Origin of the sequence: Azospirillum soli (assembly GCF_017876165.1) — a bacterium.
In the GTDB taxonomy this organism is placed as follows: Bacteria; Pseudomonadota; Alphaproteobacteria; order Azospirillales; family Azospirillaceae; genus Azospirillum; species Azospirillum soli.
Window position 1 is genome coordinate 13,215 of record NZ_JAGINQ010000016.1, and the last position, 24,420, is coordinate 37,634.

Below are 24,420 nucleotides of genomic sequence, written 5' to 3' on the forward strand. Positions count from 1 at the left end.
GGGGCGGCGGGCCGGGTTACTCCGGCACCGCCATGCCGCGCTTGACCGCCGGGCGGTCGGCGACCGCGTCGTGCCAGCGCTTCAGGTTGGGGAAGCGTTCCAGCAGGCTGCCGCCGGCCACTGCCGCCGCCGCGATGAAGGGATAACAGGCGATGTCGGCGATGGAGTAGCTGTTGGCCAGATACTCCGCCTCGCCCAGCCGGCTATCCAGCGCGCCGTAGGTGCGCATCAGCTCGCCCTTGAACAGGTCGATGGCGTAGGGGATGCGCTCCGGCGCGCGGACGGAGAAGCGGAACATGTCCACCGCCGTGGGGCCGAGATCGCTGATGCCCAGCATGAACCAGCTCATCGCCTCGGCGCGGTCGTCCACGCTTTCGGGCAGCAGGCGGCCGGTGCGCTCGGCGTAATGCAGCAGGATGGCGCCCGACCCGAACAGCCGGCGCTTCTTGCCGCCGGGCAGATCCTCGACCACCGCCGGCACCTTGCTGATCGGGCTGACGGCCAGATAGTCGGGCCGCTTGTTCTCGCCCGCGACGATGTCGATCTTCTGGACCTTGTAGGTGAGGCCCAGCTCCTCCAGCAGGATGGAGGCCTTGTGCCCGTTCGGCGTGGCGAAGGTGTACAGCGTGATCATCGGTGTCGGCCCTCTCCCGCATCGGTGATTGTGCGGTTTGGACACACTGTCGCCGATTTGCGGCCGGAAGGCCAGAGGGCGCGGCGTCCTGGCTGTGGGCCCCCACCCTAACCCTCCCCCACCTTGCGGCTCTCAGCGAATGCCGAAGGCATTCGCCTGACGCCGTCAGCGCAAACCATTGGTTTGCGCGAGAGGCGGGGGAGGGGACGAAGCTCCTTCCCCCGTGCCCAGCATGGGGGAAGGTTGGGATGGGGGCCCGATTGCCGGACTTGTCCTTACACCGCGCGGCTGTGCCGCCCAGCACCTGTGGACAGGTAAGTATCAAAGCGCGCGGCCACGATGCGCATCAGCGGGCGGGCGGATTCGGGCACGCTGACCCGGCGGCCTTCCACCACGGCGACGCCGTCGGCGACCAGATCATCCATCCCCGCCAGATCGGCGTCGAAGGCCCCGGCGTCGAGCCCGTGCGCGGTCGCCACGGCGCCCACGTCCACCGCCAGATCGCACATCAGCCGCACGATCAGGTCGCGGCGCAGCCGGTCCTCGTCGGTCAGAACAAGACCCTTCCCGGTGGCAAGCTTCCCGGCCTCGATGGCCTGGGCGTACTGGTCGAAGGGCACGGCGTTCTGCACGTAGCCCTGCGGCAGCGCGCCGATGGAGGACGCGCCGAAGCCCAGCAGGACCTCCGCGTCGTCGGTGGTGTAGCCCTGGAAGTTGCGGCTGAGCCGCCCTTCGGCCTGCTGCACCGACAGCTCGTCGGTTGGCTTGGCGAAGTGGTCGAGGCCGATGGGGTGGTAGCCGGCGCCGGTCACCACCTCAGCGATGGCCGCGAACTGCTCCCACCGGCCGAGCGTGTCGGCCAGGGCGGACTCGTCGATCTTCTTCTGGTGCGTCTTCATCCACGGAACGTGGGCGTAGCCGAACACCGACAGGCGGTCCGGATCCATGGACAGCGCGATCCGGGCGGAGCGGGCGACGCTCTCCACCGACTGCTTGGGCAGGCCATACATCAGGTCCAGGTTGACGTGGTGGATGCCGGCGGCGCGCAACCATTCCAGCGTCCGCTCGGTCATCTCCTGCGGCTGAAGGCGGTTGATGGCCGCCTGCACGTCGCCGTCGAAATCCTGCACGCCCAGCGAGGCGCGGTTGACCCCGGCGCGGCCCAGCGCGTCGGCCATCTCCTTGGTCAGGGTGCGCGGGTCGATCTCCACCGCGATCTCGGCGCCGTCCACCACGTCGTACCGCTGGCGCAGCAGGGCGATGATCGACTCGAAATCCTCGGGCGCCATCATGGTCGGCGTGCCGCCGCCGAAATGGATGTGGCGAACCTTCAGCCGGCCGGGGATCAGATCGGCGACCATGCCGACCTCGCGCCGCAGATGGCCCAGATACTCCGCGATGGGGGCGTAGCGGGCCACGATCTTGGTGTGGCAGCCGCAGTACCAGCACATCTTCTGGCAGAAGGGCACGTGCAGGTAGAGCGAGCCCGCGAGGCTGGCCGTGTCCAACTCCGCCAGCCAGCCGCGATACACGTCCGCGCTCACCTGGGGCGTGAAGTGCGGCGCGGTCGGGTAGCTGGTGTAGCGGGGCACGCGCAGGCCGTCGTACTTGGCGAGCAGGCCGGCGTTGAGGCCAACATTCAGGGAGGCGGCGGCGGAGGTCACGGGGAGGATCGCGTTCATGGCTCGGGAAGATCGTCGAGGCGGCATCATACCGCTTTGACCCACGTCAAGCGACCGTCAAGGACCCCCTCCCTCACCCTTTTGCGCGAAGCCCCCCTTTCGCCGTCAGCCGGCGGCCCAGCCCGGCACGCCCAGGAAGGCCGTGGCCATGTCCATCGACGCGCTGCTCATCTGCCCGCCCGACAGGGTCATCTGGCCGGACGCCTTGCTCAGTTGCTGGATGACGGCGTCGAAGCGGCGCATGACGCGGTCGCGCTCCTCCTCGTCCTTGGCCTCGTCGAGCGCGATGCGGTAGCGCACCCCGACCATGCCCAGGGCGATCATGGAGTTGTCCTGCGAGACCTGGCGGTACCGATTGGCGAAGTCCGGATCCTCGGCGAAGAGGCTTTCGATCTTCGCCTTGTCGGGATGGTCGCCGCGCACGACGACGCTGCCGTCCTGGGCCACGTCCAGCGTGACGGGCACGTCCGTGTTCACGCCCGCGCAAACCAGCCGCTGGTGCAGTTCCTCGGCAAGGGCGGCAGTTTCTGCCTTCACCTCCTGGGCGGAACGGGACAGTGGGACGCTTTTGCCGACCTGGGTCCCCGCGCTCCCGGACAGCGAGGAGGCGGGCGCCTTGCCGGTGGATGGGGCGGCCGCTTTCGTCGCGGCCTCTCCGGCCGGCGCCGCCGCCTCGGCCAGGAACGTTGAAAACGGCCGGTCTTCCGGCGGGGCGGCCGTGTGTTGGCGGTGGGGAAGGGCGTGCGCTCTCGCGGCCTCCGCGACGGATGTCACGGTCATGTGTTTCTCCTGCTCGTTTCTCTGCGGCCAAGCTTGGGCCCAAGCCATGCAAGCGGCTTGCCGTCAATCCGCCTGGGCATGGACCGGCCGGGAGAGTGCGGGCGTCGAAGAGACCGCTAAGCGAACGCCGCCAGCCGTTCCTCCAGATGCTCGTGCAGCAGGTCGAGGTTGCGGCGGTTGGCCTTGAAGGCGATGTCGAAGATGGTGCCGACCACCGGGACCGAACCGCCCGCCCAGTCCAGAACCACGTTTCCGACCATGCGGGCGATCAGGCTTTTCGGCAGGCCGAAGCGCGCCGCCTCCAGGACGATGTAGACCGACACCACCGCCGTCGCCGTGTCGCCGACGACGGGGAGGAGGCTGGCGATGCCGTCCAGCCCGACCGGGATCCGGGTGCCGGGAACGCGCCAGCGCGTGTCCATCAGCCGCGTCAGAGAGCGCAATCGCTCCAGCCGCTTCAGGTCGATGTCGATCGCCGGCGACGCGGCCGAGGCTCGCGAATGGCGTGAGGCGGGCGCGGGGCGGGTGCTGGTGGCGTTCATGGTGGTCACCGGATGGTGTTCGCCGGGCAGGCTACATTCGATCAACCACCTGCCCCGCGACCGGGTTCCATGAACCTCCACACCCGATCATCGCATGGGTTGGGCCACCCGGACGGCGCGCGTCGCCCCGGCGACGTAAAGCAGCGCGTAGCCGAACAGCGCCGAGGCGATGGACCCCGCCAGCACGCCCAGCCGCACCGCCACCGCATGCTCCGGATCGGGGAAGGCGAGGTTGCCGATGAACAGGCTCATGGTGAAGCCGATGCCGGTCAGCACCGACACGCCGTAGAACTGCACCCATCCGGCCCCGGCCGGCAGTGCGGACAGGCCGAAGCGGACCGCCAGCCAGGAGGTCAGCATCACGCCCACCTGCTTGCCCACGAACAGGCCCAGGGCGATGCCCAGCGGCACCGGCTCGGCCAGGCTCGCCGGGGTGATGCCGGCCAGCGAGACGCCGGCGTTGGCCAGCGCGAAGACCGGCAGGATCAGATAGGCCACCCAGGGGTGCAGCGCGTGCTCCAGCCGGTGCAGGGGGGACTCCTCATGACCGTTTCCATGTTCATGCCCGTTCCCGTTTCCATTCCCATCGCCGCGCAACGGAATGGCGAAGGCCAGCGCCACGCCGGCCAGCGTGGCGTGGATGCCGGATTTCAGCACGCAGACCCACAGCACCAGCCCCAGCAGCATGTAGGGCGTCAGGCTGCGCACCCCGATCAGGTTCATCCAGAACAGGCCCAGCCCGGCGATGGCGGCGAAGCCCAGCGCCGTGGGGACGATGCCGTGGCTGTAGAAGGCGGCGATGATGACGATGGCGCCGAGGTCGTCCATGATCGCCAGCGCCAGCAGGAAAATGCGCAACGTCGTCGGCACCCGCGACCCCAGCAGCGCCAGGACGCCGACCGCGAAGGCGATGTCCGTGGCCGCCGGGATGGCCCAGCCCTGGAGCGTCACCGGGTCGCCCCAGTTGAAAAAGACATAGACCAGCGCCGGTACCGCCATGCCGCCCAGCGCCGCGATGCCCGGCAGCATCGCCTTGGCGCGGTTGGACAGTTCCCCCGCCAGCACCTCGCGCTTGATCTCCAGCCCGACGAGCAGGAAGAACACGGCCATCAGGCCGTCGTTGATCCACAGCAGAAGCGGCTTGTCGATCCCGATCCCGCCCGCCGTCATGGTCACCGGCAGCGCGAGGAACGCCTCGTACAGCGGGGCCGCGGGCGAATTCGCCCAGATCAGCGCAATGGCCGAGGTGATCATCAGCGCCACGCCGGCGGTGGCCTCGCTTTGCAGAAATTGGCGGATCGCGGGAAGCTTCATCATACTCGCCTTGTTGTGTCGTCTTTTTGCGGTCATCCGGGCTTGCGGGGGCGGCCGCCTTGCCCTCAACACGCGGGGCGCTCCAGGGTGCTCTGGAATCGGGGGTACCGGAATCGGTCTGTCGGGCATGTAGGGGCATCAGGCCCCGAGCGAAAGGTCGAGCTTGCGGCGGATTGACGCGGAACGGGGGTTGCGTTTGGACGCTAAACCATTCTTCGCGCAACAATTTCAACCGCCCTTTGTTGGTCTTAGGAAGCGGATACCAACGGCCATATGCCGATTGCTCGCTGGCGTGCGAAGGGCTGGCGCGCGAAATAATGGGCTCAACGACAACAAAACGAACAAACGGCACCGGCCACCAAAGGCCGGGCATTCGGAGCTTGGGAGGAAACCATGGAAACCCTTTACTGCGCCTGCTGCGGGCAGCCGTTCAAACGCAGTTCGTCCCGTGGACCGGCGCCGCTTTACTGCTCGCGCGACTGCCGCCGCCAGATCGAGGTCCGTCGCCGCACCTGGGCTGCCATGGGGGCCGCCGTGGGGTCTCTCGGAGCGTCCGTGGGAGCGAGCGACAAAGCCTGGGGCATCGCGGCCCTTCAGGGTGGCGGTTCCGACCGTGACGGCCGCTTCGCCCGCGCGGTCTCGGCCTGACGGTCTCGCGCACCGAACGATCAAAAGGGCATCCCCCGGGGGTGCCCTTTCGTGTTTCGGAATGCCGCATCCCCCTCTAAAAAGGCGGCAAGACCACACCATATATGCGGACGTCATACACAGCGGACGACCCGACCAGAGGGCTGATACGACAGGCCATGACCCAGAACACCCGACCCACTCGTACCAAGACCCGCGCCTTTGGCGCCGTCGCCCTCGCGCTGGCGGTTGCGCTGACCGCCGGCACCGCCGACGCCCGCGCCGGCAAGAGCAGCTCCTCGGGCAGCCGAGGCTCGCGCACCTATGAGGCCCCGGCGACGACCAACACGGCGCCGTCCACCGCCGCCCCGATGGAACGCTCCGCGGCCCCGACCCCGTCGCCGGGCATGCAGCAGCGTCCGGGCGCGGCCGCTCCGGCGGCGCAGTCCGGCGGCTTCTTCTCGCGCGGCGGCTTCATGCCGGCCCTGATGGGCGGCCTGATCGGCGCCGGCATCGGCGGCCTGCTGTTCGGCGGCGGCTTCTTCTCGGGGCTGGGCAGCTTCGCCGGCATCCTGGGCTTCATCCTGCAGATCCTGCTGGTCGTGTTCCTGGTCCGTCTGGCCATGAAGTTCTTCCGGAACCGCTCCGCGCAGGCCGGCCGGCCGATGGGCGCCGGTCCGCTGGGTGGCAACACCGCCTACGCCGGCCCGGTGCCGCCGGGTGGCCCGCTGAACCGCGACGCCGCCGACGTGCGCTACAACCCGGTCGGTGGTGGGCCGGTCGGTGGTGGGCCGGTCGGTGCTGGCCCGCTGGGCGGCGGCGCCGCTCCGGCCGGTGCGGCCCGTCCGGGTGTCGGGCGTGACGACGTGGGCATCGGCCCGGCCGACTACGAGGCGTTCGAGAAGACGCTGGTCGAGGTCCAGACCGCCTACGGGCGGGAGGATCAGGCCGCTCTGCGCGCCGTCGTGACGCCGGAGATGCTGTCCTACTTCTCCCAGGAACTGGCCGAGAACGCCAACCGCGGCGTGGTCAACAAGCTGTCCGACGTCCGCCTGCTCCAGGGCGACCTGGCCGAGGCGTGGCGCGAGGGCAACGTCGAGTACGCCACCGTCGCGATGCGCTTCTCGCTGATCGACACGACGGTGGAGCGCGCGACCAACCGCGTGGTCGATGGCGACCCCAACCGCCCGGTCGAGGCGACGGAGGTCTGGACCTTCGCCCGTCCGCGCGGCGGCCGCTGGCATCTCTCGGCGATCCAGCAGGTCCGCTGACCGGTTCCGGCGCAACAGCCGATCCCGCGAAGGGGCGTCCGAAAGGGCGCCCCTTTTGCTTTGCGGACTCCCCTGGACGGGCGGGCTGTGATAGAACATATCAGGAACAAAAGCCTGATCGACGGACTCGAGTCATGCCCGACGCCCTGCTTTCGGCGGCCCCGGATTCATCTCTGGATAAAGCCGCACGCCTTGCCGATCTGCGCGCCCGCATCCAGCGCCTGGAGGGGCTGGGCGGGGAGGGCGCGCGCGTTCTGCCCTTCGGCCTGCCCGATCTCGATTCGGCGCTGCCGGGGGGCGGGTTGCCGCTCGGCTGCCTGCACGAGGTGGCGGGGGAGGACCCCGGCGCCGGAACGGCTTTCGCCGCCGGCCTGCTCGCGCGGCTGGCGACGGGGGCGGCTCCAGCCGTGTGGATCGTGCGGGGACGGGATTTGCACGCCGCCGGGCTGGCGGCCTATGGGCTGACGCCGGATCGCCTGATCGCCGTGCGCGCGACGCGGGATGCCGACGCCCTGTGGGCGATGGAGGAGGCGTTGCGCTGCAAGCGCCTGTCGGCCGTGCTGGGCGAGGCCGGCGGCCTGGATCTGACGGCAAGCCGGCGGCTTCAACTGGCCGCCGAGTCTTCGGGTGTGACGGGATTCCTGCTGCAACTCGGCCCGCGCCGTTCCGCCGCGAGTGCCGCCGTTACGCGCTGGAGCATCGGCTCGGCCCCCAGCGATCCCGATGAACCGGGCGTGGGAGACCCGCGCTGGCGGGTGGCGCTGGAGCGCTGCCGGGGAGGCCGTCCGGGCGCGTGGTTGCTCGACTGGCGTGACGGTGCGCTGACCCAGGCCGCGCCAGTCGTGGCTGAACCCGCCGAACGCCAATTGGCCCAACACAAGCTGGTCGGGGTCGCCTGAGCGAACAGGGTCAGGACCGGCTCAGTAGTTGGTCGCCCAGTCCGGCTCCGTGCGCGGCGTCTCGCCGTCCTGTTCCGGGTCATGAAGGTAGGCGGGGTCTTCCACATAGAGCGGAAGCTGCCGGGTGAATTCCGCCGATTCCTCGGCCCGCCGCTGCTTCAGCAAACGGTCGGCCAGATGTGGGGGCAGCATGGCGGGCCTCCTTCTGATCGTCGGGGAGAGCCTTTCCAAGCCCAACCCGTCCTGTGTATGCCTGGACCCTATCATGCAAGGTCCAGACCCATAGTGATCCAGGTCACTGGTTACCGAACGTTTAATCCCATTGTTTTCATCCGACCCCGCTCCCGACCCTCGATACAGGCTATATCACGGCCCTGAATCCGCCTTTCGGTTTCCTTTTGCCGCCGGGCGGCCCATATAGTCGCGCCATCGCGCTTTTCTGTCCGAGACTGACCATGCACGCCGAACCCTGCCCCACCTGCCTAAAACCTCAGCATTTGTGCGTTTGCGAGGCGGTGGAGCCGATCGACAACCAGATCTTCCTGCTCATCCTCCAGCACCCGCAGGAAAAGCGCGAGACGCTGGGGACGGCGCAGATCGCGCATCTCCAGTTCAAGAATTCGGCCCTGAAGGTCGGCCTCAGCTGGTCGAACCTGAAGCGCATCCTGGGGCGCGAAGTCGATTACAAGCGCTGGGGCGTGCTCTACCTCGGCCCGGTCAAGCAGGGCGACAACGCGCCGAAGGCCGAGGTCGCCGTGGTGGACAAGGGCGGCAACGTCCAGAAGGACAGCGATCTGGTGCTGGGCGATTTGGAAGGCGTCATCGTGCTGGACGGCACCTGGAGCCAGGCCAAGACCCTGTGGTGGCGCAACCCGTGGCTTCTGAAGTGCCGCCGCATCGTGCTGCACCCGCAGTTTCGCTCGCTTTATGGGCAGGCCCGCAAGGAGCCCCGGCGCGAAAGCGTTTCGACCCTGGAGGCCGGCGCCTTCCTGCTGTCCCGGCTGGAGGCCGACCCGACGGTCCTCGACCGGGCGCTGAAGCCATTCTCGCTGTTGCTGAAGAAGCTGCGCGCGCCGCGCCCGCGCCCGGTGCTGCCGAAGGCTGCGCCGGCCGAGGCGGAGGTTCAGGCGGACGCGCCGGCAACGCCGGAAGACCACGGATAAGAGGCATTCATGTCCCGCGATTTCGTCCCGTTCGGCCTGACCGTTTGCGGCCTCGATGAACTGAACGGCTTCTGCGAGGCCGGGGTGACGCATGTGCTGTCGATCCTCGACCCCAACCACCCGGAGCCGACCGCCTTCGGCGCCTATGGCGAGCACGAGCGGCTGGAACTGCGCTTCCACGACATCATCGACCCGTATCTCGGCCAAGTCCTGCCGCAGCGGTCGGACGTGGAACGCATCCTCGCCTTCGGCCGCGACCTGCTGGCCGAACCGGCGGGGGTGGGGCATCTGCTGGTGCACTGCCACGCCGGCATTTCGCGCTCGACCGCCGCGCTGACCATGATCCTGGCCCAGGCCCGCCCGGAGCGTCCGGCCGCCGACGCCATGGCCGCCGTGGTGAACATCCGCCATAAGGCTTGGCCCAATCTGCGCATGATCGAGTTCGCCGACGACCTGCTGGGCCGGGGCGGCGATCTGGTCGCCGCCGTGCGCGCCCGCCACCTTGCCTACGGCAAGGAACGGCCGGATCTCGTCCAGTACATGATCGACAACGGCCGCGTCCGCGAAGTGGCCGACCTGATCGACTGACGTTTCGAAGGCGTTCCCCAAAGGCGTTTGCAACGGGCCCCCATCCCGACCTTCCCCCATGCTGCGCACGGGGGAAGGGGCTTTTAATTCCCTCCCTCGCCGAAGGTGGGGGAGGGTTAGGGTGGGGGCCCAACGGCCGGAGCCCTCACCGGAAATTCCGCCCTTCCGGGAGCGCCCCGACCGCCATGCCGGGGGCGAAGTCTCCCATCAGGTCGTTCAGCCTGTGGGTCAGGTCCACCAACCGTTCGACGCGCAGGTGGATGACCTCGCCCGCCGGTCCTTCCTTCTCCACGCGGCCGGTGGCGGCAAGCAGGCGGGCGCTGAGGATCTCCTTCCGGAACGTCTCGAACACGTCGGGCATGATGACGAGGTTGGCGATGCCGGTTTCGTCCTCCAGCGTGATGAAGATGACGCCGTTGGCGCTGCCCGGCCGTTGGCGGACCAGCGCCAGCCCGACCACGGTCACCCGCCGGCCGGGGCGCACCGCGCGCAGTCGATCGGCCGGGGTAACGCCCGCGAAACCGTCGCGCAGCAGATCCATCGGGTGCGCCTTCAGCGACAGCGACAGGCTGCCGTAATCCATCACCACATGCTCGCCCAGGGCCATGCCGGGCAGGGCGGCGGCCGGCTCGTCGATGCCGGAATCGTCCAGTTGCGCGAACAGCGGCAGCGGTTGCTCCCCCAGCGCCTTCACCGCCCACAGCGCCGCCCGCCGGTCGAGCCCCGCCGAGCGGAAAGCGTCGGCTTTGGCCAACCGCTCCAGCGTGGCCACAGGCAGCCTCGCCCGGCGCCACAGGTCGTAGGGGTCGCGGTAGCCGGTCCCACGCGACAGGACGAGGGCGTGAGCGTGGTCTTCGGTCATGCCCCGGATGAGGCGAAGGCCAAGGCGCAGGGCGTGCCTCTCTCCGGAGGGGCGAGGGTGCAAGGGCTCCAGCGTGCAGTCCCAGTCGGACCGGTTCACGTCGGGCGGCAGGATGGTCACGCCATGCTCCCGCGCGTCGCGGACGATCTGGGCGGGGGCGTAGAAGCCCATGGGCTGGCTGTTCAGCAGCGCCGCCGCGAACACGTCGGGATGGAAGCACTTCACCCAAGCCGACACGTAGGCCAGCAGGGCGAAGCTCGCCGCGTGGCTTTCCGGGAAGCCGTATTCGCCGAAGCCCTCGATCTGGCGGAAGCAGCGCTCGGCGAAGGCGCGGTCGTAGCCCTTGGCGGCCATGCCCTCAATGAACTGGTCGCGGAAGGTGTGGACCAGCCCGGTTTTGCGGAAGGTCGCCATGGCGCGGCGCAGCCGGTCGGCGTCCTCCGGGCTGAAGCCGGCGCCGACGATGGCGATCTTCATCGCCTGCTCCTGGAACAGCGGCACGCCCAGCGTCTTGTGCAGAACCGCTTCCAGTTCGGGTGAGGGATAGCTGACCGGCTCCAAGTCGTTGCGGCGGCGCAGGTAGGGGTGGACCATGTCGCCCTGGATCGGGCCGGGCCGCACGATGGCGACCTGGATGACCAAATCGTAGAACTCCCTGGGGCGCAAGCGCGGCAGCATGGACATCTGCGCCCGGCTCTCCACCTGGAAGACGCCGAGGCTGTCGGCCTTGCTCAGCATCGCGTAGACGGCCGGATCCTCCGCCGGGACGGTCGCCAGCGTCAGCGAGCGGCCGTAATGCCGTTCCAGCAGGTCGAAGGCCCGGTGCATGCAGGTCAGCATGCCCAGCGCCAGCACGTCCACCTTCAGGATGCGCAGCGCGTCGATGTCGTCCTTGTCCCATTCGATGGTCGTGCGGCCGTCCATGGCGGCGTTGGCGACGGGGCACAGCTCGCTCAGCAGGCCGCGCGTGATGACGAAGCCGCCGACATGCTGCGACAGGTGGCGGGGAAAGCCGATCAGCTCCCGCGCCAGCTCCAGGGTCAGCTTCAAGCGCGGATCATCGGGGTCGAGGCCGTATTGGCGGGCGCGTTCCTCGTCCACGCCTTCGCGGCTCCAGCCCCAGATGGAATTGGACAGCCGCGCCACCAGATCGGCCGACAGCCCCATGGCCTTGCCGACCTCGCGGATGGCGCCGCGCGCGCGGTAGCGGATCACGGTGGCCGTCAGCCCGGCGCGGTCGCGGCCGTATTTTCCATAGATGTACTGGATGACCCGCTCGCGATGCTCATGCTCGAAATCGACGTCGATGTCCGGCGGCTCGTTGCGGGCGGCGGAGACGAAGCGTTCGAACAGCAGATCGAAGCGGGCCGGATCGATCTCCGTGATGCCCAGGCAGTAGCACACCGCCGAGTTGGCCGCCGACCCGCGCCCCTGGCAGAGGATGTCCTGTGAGCGGGCGTAGCGCACGATGTCGTGCACGGTCAGGAAATAAGGCGCGTAGCCCAGCTGCCCGATCAGCCCCAGTTCATGGTTCAGCGCCGCCGTGACCTTGTCCGGAACGCCGTCCGGGTAACGCTTCGCCGCCCCGCGCCACGTCAGGTCGATCAGCGTCTCCTGCGGGCTGCGGCCGTCCTCCGCGACCTCGTCCGGGTATTCGTAGCACAGCTCCGTCAGGGAGAAGCGGCAGGCCTCGGCGATCTCCACCGTGCGGGCGACGGCGTGCGGGTAATGGCGGAACAGGCGGGCCATTTCGACGCCGGGCTTCAGGTGCCGTTCGGCGTTGGCGGACAGGCGCCAACCGGCCTCGTCGATGGTCGTGCCCTCGCGGATGCAGGTCAGCACGTCGGCCAGTTGGCGGCGGGCCGGGGAGTGGCACAGCACGTCGTTGGTCGCCACCAGCGGCACGCGCTCCGCCTCCGCCAGACCGGCCAGCCACGCCAGCCGCCTGGCGTCGTCGCCCCGGTAGCGGTGGCTGGCCGCAAGGTGCAGCCGCCGGCCCAGCCCCGCCTTCCACGCGCGCAGCTCATGGATGAAGGAGGCGTCGCGCCGCTCCGGCGGGACCAGCAGGAACAGCATGCCCCGGCCGTGCTCCAGCACGTCCTCGCGTCCCAGGAAGCATTCCCCCTTCGGCGCCCGGCGCTTGCCCAGCGTCAGCAGGCGCGACAGCCGCGCGTAGGCCGCGCGGTCAGTGGGGTAGGCCAGCACGCTGCCCGAGTCGGTCAGGTCGAGCCGGCAGCCGACGACCAGCCGCAGCCCGTGCTCCTTGGCGGCAAGGTGTGCCCGCACCACCCCGGCCAGCGTGTTGCGGTCGGTCACCGCGATGGCCGCATGCCCGAGCGACGCGGCGGTCCGCGCCAGTTCATCCGGGTGCGACGCCCCTTCGAGGAAGCTGAAGTTCGTGGTGACCTGGAGTTCGGCGTAGGGGGTCATGATTCCCCTCTCCCATCCCCGATGGGAGAGGGTGGCCCGCAGGGCCGGGTGAGGGCTAGGTTTTCCCAAGAAACCAAGCCCTCACCCTCCCGCTTCGCGGGTCCCTCCCTCTCCCGGCGGGGCCGGGCGAGGGGATTTGGGGCAACCCCGCTCACCCGAAGAACCCGTGCAGGAACCACGGGGCCGTCACGTCGGGCTGGTAGAGCCCCTGGCGGAAGACCCAGAAGCGGCGGCCGTCGGCGTCCTCGACGCGGTAATAATCGCGCACCTCTCCCTCCCGCCGCCACCATTCGGCCTCAATGCGTTCCGGCCCGTCGGCGTGGCGGACGCGGTGGACGGCGCCGCGCCAGCGGAACATCACCGGCGGGTCGTCGGGGACAGGGGCCATGGCGTCGATGGGCTCCGGCGGGGCGAGCAGCCGCACCGGGCGCGGCCGGTCGTCAGGCCATAAGACAGGGGGCCATAAAGCGGGGGGCCAAAGCGGATCGTTCGCGGCGGCCATCATCGCCGCCGCCGGTGCCACGCTGCGCTCGGGCAGCCAACTCGGCCGGGGAATGAGCCGCAGCACCGCCCGCTCGCCCAGCCGGTTGCCGATCCGGTCCACCAACTCGCCCAGCGCCGACTCGTCGCCCGTCCCGTCCAGCCCGGTCTGCACCGCGCCCAGCGGCCCAGCCTCAGTGGTGGAGAGTACTATCAGCTCGATGCCGGGGCCGGGTTCGATGCGTTCAAGCTTCTGCGCGAACAGGCGCATCAGCGCGCCCGCGTCGCGCACCGGACGGCTGGTGCCGATGGTGAGCGTTTGCGGCGGATCCTCCAGACGGTGATCCACCCGGTGCGTCTCCAGCAGCAGGCGGCGGGCGCCCTCCTGCGCTGCCTCCAGCCCGACGCGGAGCCTGTCCAGCAGGTGACGCACGGCGCCGGCGATGGCTTCGGGCGTCGAGATCGGCTCGGGCAGAGCGAGGCGCACGCTGTGCGGCGGCACCGGCCGGCGCGGCGACACCGGTTCGTCCAGCCGCCCGAGCGCCTGGTCGAGCCGCCGCGTCACCGCCGTCCCGAATCGGGCGGCCAGCGCGGCGCGTGGCATGGCGTGCAGATCGCCGATGCGCCGCAGGCCCACCGCCGCCAATCCCTCCACGGCGGTGACGGGCAGGCGCAACGCGGCGACCGGCAGCAGGTCGAGGGCGGCGCGTTGCTGGGTGGCGGGGATGATGGCGTGCGTGCCGAACCGCGCCACGGCCCAGGCCGCCGCCGGGGTATCGGCCAGCGCGGCGCGCGACTCGAAGCCGGCCGCCGCCAGCCGCGCCTTCAGGTCGGCCAGCAAGGCCCGCTCGCCGCCGAACAGATGGGCGCAGCCGGTGACGTCCAACACCACCCCGTCGGTCCCGTCCGGCGCCGTCCAGGGTGTGTAGCGCGTGCACCACGCAGCGAGCCGTTCCAGCAGCCGCGCGTCCGACTCGGGTTCGGCGTCGAAGACGGCCAGAGCCGGCTCGACGGCGCGGGCGTCGGCCAGAGTCATGCCCGGCAGCACCCCGGCCGCCTCCGCCGCTTGGTTCACGGCGACGACGGTGAGCCGCCCGCACTCCGCCAGAACGGCGGCCAGCGGCCGGTCCCGCAGCTCCGGGAAACGGCGGACGTGCGCGTCGGTGGACAGCCGTGGCAGCCAAAGCGATACGATGCGCCGTGTCATGCCCGTCCTCCTTCCCGCCGTTGGATTGCTCAGAACAAATCAAGAACATGATAGCGGCAAACAGCGGCGGAGGGGAGTCCGCACGCACGATGCACGCACATTGATCCCCGCACATTGATACACGCGTATGGGATATCGGCTGACCCCGCCTGGGGCACCTTGTCCCCATCGTGGCGGAGGACGACATTCTTGGAATGAAACCGCATCCACTGTGTCTCGCCGCCGCGTTGCTGCTCGCCGCCTGCGCGACGGGGGAAATTCGGGACGAGACGCCCGGCCAAGCCCAGTCCGTCTCGCCCGTCCGCACGCAGACCTACCTGCCGGGTGGTGAGCGCAAGACCCTGCGCCAACTCCAGGCCGAGGAGAACGCGCGGCCCGATGTGGCCCAACCCCAGGCCCAACCCCAGATCCGGCAGAAGACCGCGCAGGCTCCGGAGCAGCCGCCGACTCAGCAGCAGCCCGCTCCACAGCGCCGCCGGGGCAGCTCCTCGCCACCGCCGCCGTCGCTCATCGAGATGCCGACGCCGCGACCGCAGCCCACCGCCCCCTCGACCGAGGCGATGACCGACCGCTTCAAGTACGACCTGATGCGTCCGGAGGTGGACCGCCTGCGCACGGAGGACGCCTTGGGCCAGCTCGACCCGCTGCAACAGCGCGACCTGATGCGCAAGCAACAGGATCTGCGCCAGTATGGGACCAGCCCGCTCGGCCGCTGATGGGAGCGGTGATCGGTCGGTAAGCATGGTCACTTGACCCCACCCGCGCCCGCCGCCATACCGGCGCAACGGTGCGCGAAAGGGGTAGGGCATGGCGGCGATCCGGTCGGTTCTTCTGGCGGTTCTTGCGATCGGGCTGACAACCGCGCCCGCGTTAGCGCGGGTGACGGTGACCGGGCCGTTCGGCACCGGCCTGACCGAGCCGGTGTGGGTCCTGCAACATCTTCTGGGCTTCCTCGCCATCGGCGTCTGGGCCGGGCAGAACGGCGGGGCCGCCGTGTGGCAGCTGCCGGTTTCCGCCCTGACGGCGGCGCTGGCCGCCGGGCTCGCCGCCCAATTCGATGTGCGCCTGCCCTATGCGGGGGAGGGGCTGGCGGCCTCCCTCATCCTGATGGGCGTTCTGGTCGCCGCCGCCCTGCGGGTGCCGCTGGTGCTGGCGGTGCTGATCGTGGCGGTGGCCGCCGTCTTCCACGGCTACGTGCACATGGGCGGCCCGCTGTTCTGGGCCGGCTACGCGGCGGGGCTGCTGCTGGTGGCCTGCGCCGGCCTCGGCCTGTCGGCGGTTCTGGGGCAGGCGGTGTCGGCGCGGGCGGTGCAGGTGTGTGGCGGCGCGGTAGCACTCGTCGGCCTTCTTGATCTGCTGGGCACCTTTTGACCCTTACCGCCTTGAAAAGCGCCGCGTGCTGGCATTTCTTGTAGAGGCGTTTCCTCAAACCGATTCCAGCAGGAAGGGTGGACCCGCCGGTGCCGCGCGCAGGAGCCAACACCCGCCTTTTGCCGAAAGGCCCCAGTCGCCGCCATGTTCTGGCGGGGTTGGCCGGATCCCTTCTGCTGAGCGGTTTGCCCGGCCGGCTGGCCGCGCAGGACATCCGCTATTTCCGCATCGGCACGGGCACCACGTCGGGCACCTATTTCCCGATCGGCGGTCTGATCGCCAACGCCATTTCCAACCCGCCGGGCTCGCGCCCCTGCGACCGGGGCGGCAGCTGCGGCGTGCCGGGCCTGATCGTGGTGGCGCAGGCGACGCTGGGCTCGGTCGAGAACATCGAGCTGCTGCGCTCCGGCGGCGTGGAGGCCGGGCTTGCGCAGGCCGACATCGCCTATTGGGCCTACACCGGCACCGGCACCTTCACCGGCAAGCCGCCCTTCGAGGCGCTGCGCTCCATCGGCATGCTCTATTCGGAGGCGCTTCAGCTGGTGGTCCGCGCCGACGGCGATCTGCACACCATCGCCGACCTGAAGGGCAGGGCGGTGTCGCTGGGCGAGGAGGGCTCCGGCACGCTGGTCGAGGCGCGTCAGATCCTGGACGCCTTCGGCGTGAAGGAGGCGGAGATGAAGCCCGCCTACCTGAAGCCCGGCACGGCGGCCGACCGTCTGGCGAAGAACGAGCTGGACGGCTTCTTCATGGTCGGGGGCTGGCCCGTGGCGGCGGTCAGCGACGTGGCGGCACGCGTGCCGATCCGGCTGCTGCCGTTGGACGGCGAGATGGCCGACCGCCTGCGCGCCCGGCAGCGATTCTACACGGAACTGACCATCCCCGCGGACACCTATCCCGGCGTGGCGGCCACGCCGACGCTGGGGGTCGGGGCCGAACTGCTGGTCCGCGCCGACCGCGACCCGGACCTGATCCACGGCGTGACCAAGGCGCTGTGGCACGAGAACACGCGCCGTCTGCTGATCGAAGGCCACCCGAAGGGGCGCAGCTTCGACCCGACGAAGGCCATCGCCAACGTGTCGGTCCCGCTGCACCCCGGCGCCGAGCGCTACTACCGCGAGGTCGGCCTCGCCGGCAACGCCGCCAACGAGCCGACGTCGGGTCCGTCGCAGTAGCCGGGCCCCCATCCCGACCTTCCCCCACCTTCGGCGGGGGAAGGAGAATTCTGCGCCAATTCCCTCCCCCGTGCGCAGCATGGGGGAGGGTTAGGGTGGGGGCCCGCCGCAGGAGCTTATCGCAGGGGGCCGCTCAAAGCGCCCCGCCTTAGAGCGCCTCGACCGGGATGACCCAGGGCTCGGCCTCGGCGGCGGCGGTCCATTCCCGCATGGACGGGAGGGCGCGCACCGTCTCCGCATACTCCCGGCAGACCGCGTCCAGCTCGACCCCGTAGGTGACGAGGCGCGTCACCACCGGTGCGTACATGGCGTCGGCGATGGAGAAGCGGCCGAACAGGAACGGTCCTTCCTTTCCAAACCGCTCCCGCGTCTCGCGCCAGATCGCCGTCACGCGGGCGATGTCGGCCTCGCTGTCCGGGGTGCGGCCCACGCCGGGGCGCATGGTCTTCAGGCTCATGGGCATGTGCGTGCGCAGACCCATGAAGCCCGAATGCATCTCCGCCGACACCGAACGCGCCACCGCGCGGGCGTGGGCGTCGTCCGGCCACAGCTTCGCCTCGGGGAAGGTTTCCGCCAGATACTCGCAGATCGCCAGGGAATCCCAGATCACGCGGTCGCCATGCTTCAGCGCGGGCACCTTGCCGGCCGGCGAATGCTCCAGAACGCGCGCCTTGCTGTCCGACTGACGGAGCGGGATCACCACCTCCGCGAACGGCTGGCCGATGTGCTTCAGCACCAGCCAGGGCCGCAGGGACCAGGACGAGTAGGCCTTGTTGCCGATGATGAGGGTCAGGTCGGTCATCGAATGTCCCCGGTTGCAGGCGAGAGCCGGAGCATACCCGATCCCCCCTTGGGGGCAAGGTCGCCCTCATTCCCCCTTTTCAGGCCCGCCCCGGCGCGCCATCCTCCTGTCCCTGTTTTCAAAGTCAGACGAAGGACGCCCGTCTTGCTCGCCACCCTGCTTGCCACGGCCGGCACCGACACCGTTGCCATCACCCCGCTGACCAAAGCCGACCTGTCCGGCTGGCTGGACGCCCAGCCGCCCGCCACGGCCGCCTGGGTCAAGGCGCTGAATTTCGGGGCGGAGGCGGGCGCCACCGCCTATCTGCCGGGTGATAACGGGGCAATCGCCCGCGTGCTGGTCGGCGTCTCGGCGCTCGACGACCTCTGGGCTTTCGCCGGCCTGCCGTCCAGCCTGCCGCCGGGCAACTACCGCATCGACGCCGATCTGGATCGCCGCGCCGCCACCCGCGCCGCGCTGGGCTGGGCGCTGGGCAGCTACCGCTTCGGCCGCTACAAGGCGTCCGACAAGACCTTCGCCAACCTGATCTGGCCGAAGAACGCCGACCATGGCGAGGTGGAGCGCGCCGCGACCGCCACCTACCTCGTGCGCGACCTCGTCAACACGCCGGCCAACGACCTCGGCCCGGCCCAGCTCGCCGAGGCCGCCGCCCTGCTGGCCGAGGAGTTCGAGGCGGGGCTGGACGTCATCGTCGGCGACGGCCTGCTCGACCGCGACTATCCGGCCATCCACGCCGTCGGCCGCGCGAGCCCCCGCGCGCCCCGGCTGATCGACCTGCGCTGGGGCCACCCGACTCACCCGAAGGTGACCATCGTCGGCAAGGGCGTGTGCTTCGACAGCGGCGGCCTGGACATCAAGCCGTCCTCGGCCATGCTGATGATGAAGAAGGACATGGGCGGGGCGGCGCACGCGCTGGCGCTCGGCCGCATGATCATGATGGCGGGGCTGCCGGTGCGCCTGCGCGTGCTGGTGCCCGCCGTGGAGAACGTCATCTCCGGCAACGCCTTCAAGCCGATGGACGTGCTGAAGACGCGCAAGGGCCTGACCGTAGAGGTCGGCAACACCGACGCCGAGGGGCGCCTGATCCTGTGCGACGCGTTGGCCGAGGCGGATTCGGAAAAGCCGGACCTCATCATCGACTTCGCCACGCTGACCGGTGCGGCGCGTGTGGCGCTCGGACCCGACCTGCCCGCGCTGCTCTGCAACGACGACGCGCTTGCCAACGACCTGCTGTCCGCTGGCGAGGCGGAGAACGACCCGCTGTGGCGCCTGCCGCTGTGGGCGCCCTACCGCAAGGGGCTGGACAGCAAGGTGGCCGACATCGGCAACGTCACAAGCAACGGCTTCGCGGGCGCCATCACCGCCGGCCTGTTCCTGCAGGAGTTCGTGTCGAAGGAGACGCCCTGGGCGCATCTCGACACCTACGCCTGGAACGGTTCGGCCCGTCCCGGCCGGCCGGAGGGCGGGGAGGCCTTGGGCCTGCGCGCCGCCTACGCCGTGATCGCCAAGCGCTTCGGGAAGACCTGAGCGGCGGAACCTGATCGGGTATGGTTAAAATTGTCACCCCCGTGCCCGCGCGCGGGGGTGGATCGGCGATTCGGAAAGGTTTAAAACGATTGCGTTACGACCGGCGGAATTGTGCGTCCGGTGATGTGGTGGAGACCGATTCATGGCGCTGAAGGTTCGCGAGGACTACCGTACCCTCACCGGTCCGGAGAAGGCCGCCATCCTGATGCTGGCGCTGGGCGAGGAGCATTCCACCAAGCTCTTTTCGATGATGGATGACGAGGAGATCAAGGAGCTGTCCCAGGTCATGGCGAACCTGGGCACGGTGTCCGCCAACATCATTGAGCGCCTGTTCGTCGAATTCGCGGAGCAGATGTCGGCCACCGGCTCGCTGGTCGGCTCGTTCGACTCGACCGAACGCCTGCTGATGAAGACCCTGCCCAAGGACAAGGTCGATCAGATCATGGAGGAAATCCGTGGTCCGGCCGGCCGAACCATGTGGGATAAGCTGGCGAACGTCAACGAATCGGTCCTCTCCAACTATCTGAAGAACGAGTATCCGCAGACCGTCGCCGTGGTGCTGTCCAAGATCCGGCCGGAGCATGCGGGCCGCGTGCTGACCCAGCTGCCGGAAAGCTTCGCGATGGAAGTCATTATGCGCATGCTGCGCATGGAGGCTGTGCAGAAGGAGGTTTTGGACGACGTCGAGCGCACGCTGCGCACCGAGTTCATGACCAACCTCGCCCGCACCAGCCGCCGTGACAGCCACGAGATGCTGGCGGAAATCTTCAACGGCCTGGACCGCACGACCGAGCACCGCTTCATGGCGGCCCTGGAGGAACGCAACCGCGACAGCGCCGAGCGCATCAAGTCGCTGATGTTCACCTTCGAGGATCTGTCGAAGATGGACCCGTCCGGCGTCCAGACCCTGCTGCGCAGCGTGGACAAGCAGAAGCTCGCCACCGCCCTGAAGGGCGCGTCGGAGACGCTGAAGGACCTGTTCTTCTCCAACATGTCCGAGCGCGCCGCGAAGATCCTGCGCGAAGACATGGCGGCCATGGGGCCGGTCCGCGTCCGCGAGGTGGACGAATCGCAGATGTACATGGTCCAGCTCGCCAAGGACTTGGCTGCGCGTGGCGAAATCGTCATCGCCGAGGGTGGTGGCGAGAACGAGCTGATTTACTGACCATATTCCACTGCAGCATAGGTTGGGCCAAGTGCAGCGCGGCCCAACACCCGTTTTCGTGGCGACGAGTGTTGGGGGAACGTTCGGGGCATATTTGGGAACAATCGTTCCGGTTTTTTGTAGAGACTTTTTCTATTTTATGTGCATAATCGGTTGTCGCCCTTCCCTTCAGGACGACACCATGCCGACCATCCATCGCCAGGACGGCTTTCGGTTCTACTTCTACAGCCATGAACCCAACGAGCCGCCACATGTACATGTGGACCGTGGCGGCGCATCGGCGAAAGCGTGGCTGACCCCGGTGTCGGTTGCCCTTAATATGGGCCACTCGGCAAAGGATCTGGCCGAGGTGCTGCGGATTGTGCGCGAGCACCGTGAGCGGTTCCTGGAGGAATGGCATGGCTTTTTCGGCACCCAAGGTTGACCTGCGCATCAAGTCCGTGTCGCTTGACGATGAGCGGCTGACGGTGGACCTGAAGGATGGGCGCTCCATCGCCGTGCCGCTCGCCTGGTACCCGCGCCTGTTCGACGCCACGCCGGAACAGCGCCGCAATTGGGAAATCGCCGGTGGCGGTTACGGCATTCACTGGCCCGACGTGGACGAAGACCTCAGCACTGAAGGGCTCTTGCGCGGAGCGCCCGCGCCGCGTGCTTGAAAGCTTGCCCACTCACGCCTACCCTTCACTTCGGTTCTAAAGGCAGCGAGGCCTGAACATGCCGTCAGCGGTGTCGATGACCATTCGTGTGGATGAAAAGACCGCCGAGACACTCGACCGCCTGTCACGGGCTAGCGATCATGACGCCGCATGGCACCTGGAACGCGCTGTAGAATCCTATCTGTCTGAGCAGCTTGAGGAATTCGAGGAAATCCGCCGTGCCGTCGCCGAAGCCGATGCCGGTGATTTCGCCACAGACGACGAGGTGGAGCAGGCTTTTGCCTCGTTCGGCAAGCCGCTGAACGCGCCGTGAAGGTCCGTTACCTTCGTAGCGCCATTCGGAACATCGAAGAAATCTCCCAATACATCCGTCAGCACAATGAAACAGCCGCATTGAAAGTCGGTCAACGTATCCACGATGTGGTGGACCTCATCGCGGAACGCCCAGGGCTCGGGAAGCCGGGCCTTTTTCCGGGAACGCGAGAGTTCAAAATTCCCAATCTTCCGTACCGGATCATCTATCGCGTCTCGGCAACCAATGAACCGGCGGCCGTTCTGGAAATCCTGCGCGTTCATCATATCCGCCGCCGTCCGGTTCCGCCGGATTGGGCCTGAGGTGCCCGCGACTCCGTGACCAATTTGATCCGGCTCCGAAACGCTTGCCAGTTTGGGCGGGGTTGGGCAAAACTCGGGACCGCGCGTCCGGGGGCGGGATCCGGGTGCGGCTTGCGGGGGTAAGCATGGCACGGAACCTCAAGGCGCTCGGGTTGTGGCGCACCGCGCTGGTTGCCAGCGTGCGGCAGGATGGGCCGGATTTGTCGGCCCGCCAGATGGCGATCATGCTGCAGATTTACCTGACCGACCCGCCGCACACCGTGCGCGGGCTGGCCGCCACGCTGAACATCTCAAAGCCCGCCGTCACCCGCGCGCTCGATCGGCTGTCGCTGCTGGGCTTCGTCAAGCGCAAGCGCGACACCGAGGACAAGCGCAACGTGCTCGTCCAGCGCACGGTGAAGGGCAGCGTCTTCCTTTCCGACTTCGCCGAACTGGTCATCGCCGCCGGGGCAGTGGCGCCGGAGGACATGGCGAAGGTCCAGGCGGAGGAGGAAATGGCCGCCGCCGCCAAGGCGAGGCTTGAGGCGGAACTGAAGCCCGCCAAAACCCCCGTCCCCAGCGAAGCGGTTTAATCTCCTCCTCAGTATCCCTTGGAGCGGTCCACGAGGTTCGGCAGGGGCCGCCCCTCGCGGAAGGCGCGGACGGCATCGGCCACCACGTCGGCGGAGCGCGAGGCGTGGGTGATGGCAGCGACGTGCGGTGTGACGTGCACCTTCGGGTGGCGCCAGAACGGGTGTCCCTCCGGCAGCGGTTCCTCCACGAACACGTCCAGGCTGGCCCCGGCCAGATGACCGCTGTCGAGCGCCGCCAGCAGATCGTCCTCGACCAGATGCCCGCCGCGCGCGGCGTTGACGACCACGGCTCCCTGGGGCAGGGCGGCGAACAGGTCGCGGTTCAGGATGCCCTGGGTGTCCGGCGTCAGCGGCAGCAGGCAGACCAGCAGGTCGCATTGCGGCAGCATCGCCGCCAGCCCCTCCGGCCCGGCGAAGCCTTCCACCCCCTCCAGGGCCTTCGGCGAGCGGCTCCAGCCCAGCACGCGGTAATCCATGCTCAGCAGCGTCCTGGCCGAGGCGGTGCCCAGCTCGCCCAGCCCCAGGATGCCGACGCTGACCTCCGAGGCCGGCTTGTGCCCCAGCGGCTTCCAGCTGCCGGCCCGTTGCAGATCCTTGTACTCGTCCAGCTGCCGGTGCCAGCGCAGCACCTGAAGGGCGACGTAGCCGGCCATGTCCACGGTCAGCCCTTCCGACACCATGCGGACCAGCGGCACATCCGGCAGGGTGGGATCGAGCAGCAGGCTTTCCACGCCAGCGCCCAGCGACACGATCAGCTTCAGGTTCGGCAGGCTGGCCAGCAGGCCGTGCGGCGGCTTCCACACCAGCGCCATGTCGATGTCCGCCGGGTCCCCGCCATTCCCGTTCAGGTCCGGCCAGTAGCGGACCTCCAGATCGGGCAGGCGCTTGCCCAGTTCCTCCGGCCAGCGCCCGGGCTCGTCGGTGGTGGAGCAGAAAAGAAGCGTCACGATGCAAACCCCTGTATCATTGAAAGCTGTGGTGCTGTCATTCGTTCTCGAACCCTTTGAGCCAACCGTGCCCCGTCTGATCCTGCTGAACAAGCCCTATGGCGTGCTGCCGCAATTCACCGACGACCAGGGCCGCCCGACGCTGGCCGACCATGTTCCGGTGAAGGGCGTCTACGCCGCCGGGCGGCTCGACCGCGACAGTGAGGGGCTGCTGGCGCTGAGCGACGACGGCGCGCTGATCGCGCGCATCGCCTCGCCCAGGCACAAGCTGCCGAAGACTTATTGGGTGCAGGTGGAGGGCTTGCCCACGGAGGAGGCGTTGCAGCGCCTGCGCGACGGGGTGACGCTGAACGACGGCCCGACCCTGCCGGCCGAGGCCCGGATGATGGACGAACCGGCCGACCTCTGGCCGCGCGACCCGCCAGTGCGCTACCGCGCCAGCATCCCGACCCGCTGGATCGCGCTGACCCTGCGCGAGGGCCGCAACCGGCAGGTCCGCCGCATGACGGCGGCGGTCGGCTTCCCGACCCTGCGCCTGATCCGCTGGTCCATCGGCGACTGGACGCTGGACGGGCTGGCGCCGGGCCAGTGGAGGGAAGTGGCGTTGGAAAAAGAGAAGCCCGTCAGCTCCGCGGGGAGGGATCGGGCGGGGTCGCGTCCGCCAGCTCGCGCAGCAGGCGGACCATCGCGGCGCTCTCGGCGATGACGGTCGGGTCGAACCCGGCGGGCATGTATTTCCGGATGATCGCTTCCTGAAGCGGCCCGGCGCCGATGTAGCGCATCTCCCATTCGGCGAAGAGGCGTTGCTGCGCGGTGCCGAATTCCATCAGCGTCACGCCCGTGTGGCGCGGGTCCGCCGAAATCTTCAGGAACATCTGCGTTACGATGTCGCGCGCGCCCTCCAGAACCTGAACGAACCAGCTGCCGTTGTAGAAAAGGGCGCCCGTGAGGTTCTCCAGATAATTGTTCGCGTAAGATTTTGTCAGAATGTCGGTAACATCTGCATTCCCAAGCGGAACGGGATGACTAAAATAGACAAGCCGCGACAAAAACATGGGCGCCTCCAATTCTTGATCGGAGGCTACCGCATCCGTGCGTATGAACAACACGG

Annotated in this window: 27 protein-coding genes; 16 read left to right on the forward strand and 11 right to left on the reverse strand. The window is 68.7% G+C overall.

Going from position 1 to position 24,420, the window contains the following annotated elements:
• Positions 1–16 precede the first annotated feature (16 nt).
• The 5 genes from J2852_RS22020 to nhaA all read right to left on the reverse strand — a co-directional run bounded on the left by J2852_RS22020 (position 17) and on the right by nhaA (position 4,952).
• Entirely contained in the window at positions 17–634 is a 618-nt protein-coding gene (locus tag J2852_RS22020) for a glutathione S-transferase family protein (protein ID WP_209879789.1), read from the reverse strand.
• 275 nt (positions 635–909) lie between these two features.
• Positions 910–2,316, reverse strand: a complete 1,407-nt coding sequence (gene hemN, locus J2852_RS22025; protein WP_209879792.1) for an oxygen-independent coproporphyrinogen III oxidase — start codon at positions 2,314–2,316, stop codon at positions 910–912.
• A 105-nt stretch (positions 2,317–2,421) separates the two neighbouring features.
• A complete protein-coding gene (locus J2852_RS22030; RefSeq protein WP_209879794.1) occupies positions 2,422–3,096 on the reverse strand; it encodes a hypothetical protein in 675 nt (224 codons plus the stop codon).
• 116 nt (positions 3,097–3,212) lie between these two features.
• Positions 3,213–3,638 (reverse strand): DUF4112 domain-containing protein, encoded by a 426-nt coding sequence (locus J2852_RS22035; RefSeq protein WP_209879796.1) that lies wholly within the window; start codon positions 3,636–3,638, stop codon positions 3,213–3,215.
• A gap of 87 nt (positions 3,639–3,725) precedes the next feature.
• A complete protein-coding gene (nhaA, locus tag J2852_RS22040; RefSeq protein ID WP_209880085.1) occupies positions 3,726–4,952 on the reverse strand; it encodes a Na+/H+ antiporter NhaA in 1,227 nt (408 codons plus the stop codon).
• Positions 4,953–5,345: 393 nt separating this feature from the next.
• Between nhaA and J2852_RS22045 the strand changes: the two genes are divergently transcribed.
• From J2852_RS22045 to J2852_RS22055, 3 genes are all read left to right on the forward strand, one after another.
• Positions 5,346–5,600, forward strand: coding sequence for a hypothetical protein (locus J2852_RS22045; protein ID WP_209879798.1), 255 nt, complete (start codon positions 5,346–5,348; stop codon positions 5,598–5,600).
• A 158-nt stretch (positions 5,601–5,758) separates the two neighbouring features.
• A complete protein-coding gene (locus J2852_RS22050) occupies positions 5,759–6,850 on the forward strand; it encodes a Tim44 domain-containing protein (RefSeq protein WP_209879800.1) in 1,092 nt (363 codons plus the stop codon).
• Positions 6,851–6,984: 134 nt separating this feature from the next.
• Positions 6,985–7,749, forward strand: a complete 765-nt coding sequence (locus tag J2852_RS22055; RefSeq protein ID WP_209879801.1) for an ImuA family protein — start codon at positions 6,985–6,987, stop codon at positions 7,747–7,749.
• 21 nt (positions 7,750–7,770) lie between these two features.
• On the opposite strand, the gene J2852_RS22060 is transcribed toward J2852_RS22055, so the two are convergent.
• The gene (locus tag J2852_RS22060) at positions 7,771–7,941 is read right to left on the reverse strand and encodes a hypothetical protein (RefSeq protein WP_209879803.1); all 171 of its coding nucleotides are present in this window, start codon (positions 7,939–7,941) and stop codon (positions 7,771–7,773) included.
• Between the two features lie 263 nt (positions 7,942–8,204).
• On the opposite strand from J2852_RS22060, the gene J2852_RS22065 reads away from it, so the two are divergent.
• Both J2852_RS22065 and J2852_RS22070 read left to right on the forward strand, forming a co-directional pair.
• Positions 8,205–8,912 carry a tRNA-uridine aminocarboxypropyltransferase gene (locus J2852_RS22065; protein ID WP_209879805.1) on the forward strand — a complete coding sequence of 236 codons (708 nt, stop codon included), beginning with the start codon at positions 8,205–8,207 and terminating at the stop codon, positions 8,910–8,912.
• Positions 8,913–8,921: 9 nt separating this feature from the next.
• On the forward strand, positions 8,922–9,500 hold the full coding sequence (locus J2852_RS22070) for a tyrosine phosphatase family protein (protein ID WP_209879807.1): 579 nt from the start codon (positions 8,922–8,924) through the stop codon (positions 9,498–9,500).
• A 145-nt stretch (positions 9,501–9,645) separates the two neighbouring features.
• On the opposite strand, the gene J2852_RS22075 is transcribed toward J2852_RS22070, so the two are convergent.
• Together J2852_RS22075 and J2852_RS22080 are read right to left on the reverse strand one after the other, a co-directional pair.
• Positions 9,646–12,792, reverse strand: a complete 3,147-nt coding sequence (locus J2852_RS22075; RefSeq protein WP_209879809.1) for an error-prone DNA polymerase — start codon at positions 12,790–12,792, stop codon at positions 9,646–9,648.
• A gap of 151 nt (positions 12,793–12,943) precedes the next feature.
• Complete coding sequence (locus tag J2852_RS22080; RefSeq protein ID WP_209879812.1) at positions 12,944–14,479, reverse strand: Y-family DNA polymerase; 1,536 nt, start codon at positions 14,477–14,479, stop codon at positions 12,944–12,946.
• A gap of 194 nt (positions 14,480–14,673) precedes the next feature.
• Between J2852_RS22080 and J2852_RS22085 the strand changes: the two genes are divergently transcribed.
• From J2852_RS22085 to J2852_RS22095, 3 genes are all read left to right on the forward strand, one after another.
• Positions 14,674–15,195: a hypothetical protein gene (locus tag J2852_RS22085; protein ID WP_209879815.1), complete on the forward strand. Its 522-nt coding sequence runs from the start codon at positions 14,674–14,676 to the stop codon at positions 15,193–15,195.
• A gap of 91 nt (positions 15,196–15,286) precedes the next feature.
• The gene (locus J2852_RS22090; RefSeq protein WP_209879818.1) at positions 15,287–15,850 is read left to right on the forward strand and encodes a HupE/UreJ family protein; all 564 of its coding nucleotides are present in this window, start codon (positions 15,287–15,289) and stop codon (positions 15,848–15,850) included.
• A gap of 89 nt (positions 15,851–15,939) precedes the next feature.
• Complete coding sequence (locus tag J2852_RS22095) at positions 15,940–17,025, forward strand: TAXI family TRAP transporter solute-binding subunit (RefSeq protein WP_209879821.1); 1,086 nt, start codon at positions 15,940–15,942, stop codon at positions 17,023–17,025.
• A 148-nt stretch (positions 17,026–17,173) separates the two neighbouring features.
• Here the strand turns inward: J2852_RS22095 and J2852_RS22100 are convergent, their stop codons facing one another.
• Entirely contained in the window at positions 17,174–17,827 is a 654-nt protein-coding gene (locus J2852_RS22100; protein ID WP_209879824.1) for a glutathione S-transferase family protein, read from the reverse strand.
• A 144-nt stretch (positions 17,828–17,971) separates the two neighbouring features.
• Between J2852_RS22100 and J2852_RS22105 the strand changes: the two genes are divergently transcribed.
• From J2852_RS22105 to J2852_RS22135, 7 genes are all read left to right on the forward strand, one after another.
• Positions 17,972–19,354 carry a leucyl aminopeptidase family protein gene (locus J2852_RS22105; protein ID WP_209879827.1) on the forward strand — a complete coding sequence of 461 codons (1,383 nt, stop codon included), beginning with the start codon at positions 17,972–17,974 and terminating at the stop codon, positions 19,352–19,354.
• 142 nt (positions 19,355–19,496) lie between these two features.
• On the forward strand, positions 19,497–20,519 hold the full coding sequence (gene fliG / locus J2852_RS22110) for a flagellar motor switch protein FliG (protein ID WP_209879829.1): 1,023 nt from the start codon (positions 19,497–19,499) through the stop codon (positions 20,517–20,519).
• 181 nt (positions 20,520–20,700) lie between these two features.
• Positions 20,701–20,943, forward strand: coding sequence for a DUF4160 domain-containing protein (locus J2852_RS22115; protein WP_209879833.1), 243 nt, complete (start codon positions 20,701–20,703; stop codon positions 20,941–20,943).
• A complete protein-coding gene (locus J2852_RS22120; RefSeq protein WP_209879836.1) occupies positions 20,918–21,175 on the forward strand; it encodes a DUF2442 domain-containing protein in 258 nt (85 codons plus the stop codon). Before J2852_RS22115 ends, J2852_RS22120 begins: the two co-directional genes overlap by 26 nt.
• Before the next feature lie 58 nt (positions 21,176–21,233).
• Complete coding sequence (locus J2852_RS22125) at positions 21,234–21,488, forward strand: CopG family ribbon-helix-helix protein (protein ID WP_209879839.1); 255 nt, start codon at positions 21,234–21,236, stop codon at positions 21,486–21,488.
• Positions 21,485–21,790 carry a type II toxin-antitoxin system RelE/ParE family toxin gene (locus J2852_RS22130; RefSeq protein ID WP_209879842.1) on the forward strand — a complete coding sequence of 102 codons (306 nt, stop codon included), beginning with the start codon at positions 21,485–21,487 and terminating at the stop codon, positions 21,788–21,790. Before J2852_RS22125 ends, J2852_RS22130 begins: the two co-directional genes overlap by 4 nt.
• 125 nt (positions 21,791–21,915) lie before the next feature.
• On the forward strand, positions 21,916–22,362 hold the full coding sequence (locus J2852_RS22135) for a MarR family transcriptional regulator (protein ID WP_209879845.1): 447 nt from the start codon (positions 21,916–21,918) through the stop codon (positions 22,360–22,362).
• Positions 22,363–22,370: 8 nt separating this feature from the next.
• Here J2852_RS22135 and J2852_RS22140 read toward each other — a convergent pair whose 3' ends face one another.
• The gene (locus tag J2852_RS22140) at positions 22,371–23,309 is read right to left on the reverse strand and encodes a 2-hydroxyacid dehydrogenase (RefSeq protein WP_209879848.1); all 939 of its coding nucleotides are present in this window, start codon (positions 23,307–23,309) and stop codon (positions 22,371–22,373) included.
• Between the two features lie 67 nt (positions 23,310–23,376).
• Here J2852_RS22140 and J2852_RS22145 point away from each other — a divergent pair, with 67 nt between their 5' ends.
• Positions 23,377–24,015 carry a pseudouridine synthase gene (locus J2852_RS22145; RefSeq protein WP_343206799.1) on the forward strand — a complete coding sequence of 213 codons (639 nt, stop codon included), beginning with the start codon at positions 23,377–23,379 and terminating at the stop codon, positions 24,013–24,015.
• Here J2852_RS22145 and J2852_RS22150 read toward each other — a convergent pair.
• Positions 23,933–24,418: a BLUF domain-containing protein gene (locus J2852_RS22150; RefSeq protein WP_209879852.1), complete on the reverse strand. Its 486-nt coding sequence runs from the start codon at positions 24,416–24,418 to the stop codon at positions 23,933–23,935. The two genes, J2852_RS22145 and J2852_RS22150, sit on opposite strands and share 83 nt — an antisense overlap.
• Positions 24,419–24,420: the final 2 nt, after the last annotated feature.